The sequence below is a fragment of the Moorena sp. SIO4A5 genome (assembly GCF_010672005.1).
In the GTDB taxonomy this organism is placed as follows: domain Bacteria; phylum Cyanobacteriota; class Cyanobacteriia; order Cyanobacteriales; family Coleofasciculaceae; genus Moorena.
Genome location: NZ_JAAHHZ010000595.1, coordinates 1 through 3,030, shown reverse-complemented (window position 1 = coordinate 3,030; position 3,030 = coordinate 1). Strand labels below are relative to the sequence as shown.

The window sequence follows — 3,030 nt, the reverse complement described above, 5'->3', positions numbered from 1 at the left end:
ATTTGGTCGGATTTAGCCAAATCTCTGATGAGTCTCAAACCTCACAAATCTCTCTATTTCAAGCGGGGACTTAACGCTAAGTCCCTTATCCAGAGTGCTTTGTAGCCTTGTTGTCACCCCTTGAGGATTCAAACTGACAATCATATCGACGAAAAATACAAGTATCAATAGTAATTGCGTCGTAGTTCATTGTTTGATAATTTTGTAAAACTAGTGATATTGCACTACCCATTAAGCTTAGGACATTAATACAAGCTCAGAAAGTGCGACCTGTGGCGAATTTAATTCTTAATAGGGAAAGCAATTCTTAATGGGGAAAGCGCACCTAAGCTGTTATTGTGGAGTTTTGCCTTTTGCTTTTTGCTTTGCCCGTAGCCCTATATTTTGTCGAGATCAGATCAAATTAATCAGACAACAGTGACAAACTGAGTCTGAGGATTATACCCGATTTCTAAAATGAATCGGAGCGGCGGGATTTGAACCCACGACCCCCACTACCCCAAAGTGGTGCGCTACCAAGCTGCGCTACGCCCCGGAAAACCTTATTTAATATACCACACTATTCGAGATTTGAACAAGCTCACTAAAAAACTTTCAGGGACTTAGCTGCTGCTAGCAAGCCTGGAACCGCTGTTGCCACCCAGCTCCCCTCACAACAGCGTCCCTGATTCAAAATCAACCGTAGGGTATAAGCAGAAGGATAGCCCTCTACCTCCATCCACAGCCAATCGCTTTCTGCTTCGCAAGTGATTTTCTCTTCGTCCATCAACTCACTTGCCATCTCACTCATAGTCTGAGCTAATTGCAGCAACAACCGACAAAAGTCATTCAACTCTGACTCCGTTAGTTCAAATGCCCAGTCCTCACCACCCACTAGACCTTTATAGTTAGGAGCCTCAGGATCCCAACCAATACGCCAGCCTTCTCCATGTTTAACCAGACGTTCCATAAACCTGATTCTGCCCAATTAACCAGACGTCAATTAGGTTTGAGTAACTGAGCATCTCCTGGTTTAGGTAAAGATACTCCTCTTCTAGGATTGGAGGTTGTTGCAGGTGATGTAGGATTGGAGGTTGTTGCAGGTGATGGTTGTGTGCTGGACTCTGGTGCCACAGTTTCACTGCGATTGGGATTGAATATGTTGACCAAAACGCTTACTAGTGCATCCCGTTCGGCACGAGTTAATTGTTCTATCGCTGCAATATCCCCTTCCATGGGATTTTCGGTTAAGGTATCCCCACTGGGATACTGGGATGCTTCTAGGTAATCGTATGCACCTAGATAGTCAGCCATGGTCAATTTCCAATCAAAACGGAAATTGGGCAACCGTTTTTTCCCATAGACGTGATACCGAATTAAGCGGTTAACCAGGGTATTATTGGCAGCTACTTTACCGCTTTCTTTACTAATGTATTGGTTCTCTTGTGGTAAATCCGGTAAACGCTTATATACTACCTTGCTAATCTCTGGGGGAATAAAAAACTGGGCGACAGCAGGCTGTGCTCCTAGGAGCTGGAAGACAGAGGGCGCTTGGTCGTGGGATTTCCACAGCAATAGTAAACCACTGGTCATAGTGGTAAGAGCTAAACCTAGCGCTAGTTTAATTCCATTAGTGTTGTAAATTGCTTTGAGACGGCTATGGAACATTCTTAGACAACCTTGGGAGGAAACGAGGTGAATGAACTACTCTTGCCCCTGACGCTCTAACCCACTGACTCAGTGACATACTCCCGACACTGCCCTAACGGGACAGTGCGGGCTTCTTGCCAACACCAGCTATTGCTATCGGGCTTTGCCCGACGCTACGCGAACGGTTCCTCGGCAAGCTTTACTTCTGACGGAATGCCCTACCGCCAATTTCAATATATTGATCGCCGCATTTATATCTCGGTCTTCCGTGTACCCACAGTGAGGGCAAGAATGAATGCGGTCTTTCAATTTCTTAGGTACTTTAGTTCCACAATTAGAACAATCCTGACTGGTATTTTGAGGGTTTACTGCGACTGCTATCAAGCCAGCATTCTCGGCTTTGCTTGATAGTATCGACAGGAATTGACCCCACCCAGCATCCAATATAGATTTAGCCAGTTTAGTCCTGGCCAAGCATTTAATATTTAATTTCTCATGAGCAACTAGATCGTGATTGTCCAGTAAACTTTTTGCTGTTTTAAAATGAAAATCTTTTCGAGTGTCAGCAACCTTTTTGTGAGCCTTACCTAGTTTACTGACAGCCTTCTTTCTATTGTTACTACCTTTTTTTGACCTACTGACAGCTTTTTGGATTTTATTTAATCGCTTTTGAGCTTTTCGGTAGTATTGAGGAATCGGTACCTCTGAACCATCGGACTTGACCAGGAAAGACTTAAGACCCATGTCTATCCCAACAGGACTAGAAACGCTATCTACTGGGAGAATATTTGGTACAGAATCATCTTGAATGGATAGTGTAACATAGTAACCGTCGGCCTTTCGGGTTATGGTAGCTGTTTTGATTTTAAAACCTTCTGGAATAGGTCGATGGTAAATCATTCTGACTTTTCCAAATTTTGGAAGAGTCAGTGTATTGCCATTTATAGGATTTTTACCAAGAGAGGGGAATGCAAAAGACTTGTATCTGCTTTTTCCTTTAAATCGAGGTCTTCCGCTCTTTTTTCCATTACTATCGCCCTTCAAGAACCGCTTGAAAGCTAGATCGACTCTCTTTACGCAATCCTGTAATACGTGAGCATGAATGTCACTATACCAAGGTCTATCTTTCTTTAGCTGAGGTAGAGTTTTCTTCTGGGAAAAGTAGTCAGGGTTATTTCTTAGATCTGGCAAATGACAAACAAGGGGACAAGAATTAATAGAACAGCGATTCTGCTCAAACCAATTAAACCTGTCTGCCAACAAATAGTTGTACTGATGACGCAACATGTCCAGCCATTTCTCTATTTTTGCAACTTGCGAATTTGTCAGTCTTAATCGGTATTGATATGCAGATCTCATTTTTGTCCTCTTGCTTATCGACCTATTATTAATCTAGCATGT

General features: G+C 43.1%; 3 protein-coding genes and 1 tRNA gene. All 4 read right to left on the bottom strand.

The features are described from left to right. Nucleotides 1–461: 461 nt before the first annotated feature. Nucleotides 462–535 (bottom strand) — tRNA-Pro (locus F6K57_RS41575). A 48-nt stretch (nucleotides 536–583) separates the two neighbouring features. Next, nucleotides 584–949, bottom strand: a complete 366-nt coding sequence (locus F6K57_RS41570) for a DUF1818 family protein (protein WP_070393104.1) — start codon at nucleotides 947–949, stop codon at nucleotides 584–586. Nucleotides 950–978: 29 nt separating this feature from the next. After that, nucleotides 979–1,647: a hypothetical protein gene (locus tag F6K57_RS41565; RefSeq protein WP_293075010.1), complete on the bottom strand. Its 669-nt coding sequence runs from the start codon at nucleotides 1,645–1,647 to the stop codon at nucleotides 979–981. A 135-nt stretch (nucleotides 1,648–1,782) separates the two neighbouring features. Then, the gene (locus tag F6K57_RS41560; protein ID WP_293075007.1) at nucleotides 1,783–2,988 is read right to left on the bottom strand and encodes a transposase; all 1,206 of its coding nucleotides are present in this window, start codon (nucleotides 2,986–2,988) and stop codon (nucleotides 1,783–1,785) included. Nucleotides 2,989–3,030 lie beyond the last annotated feature (42 nt).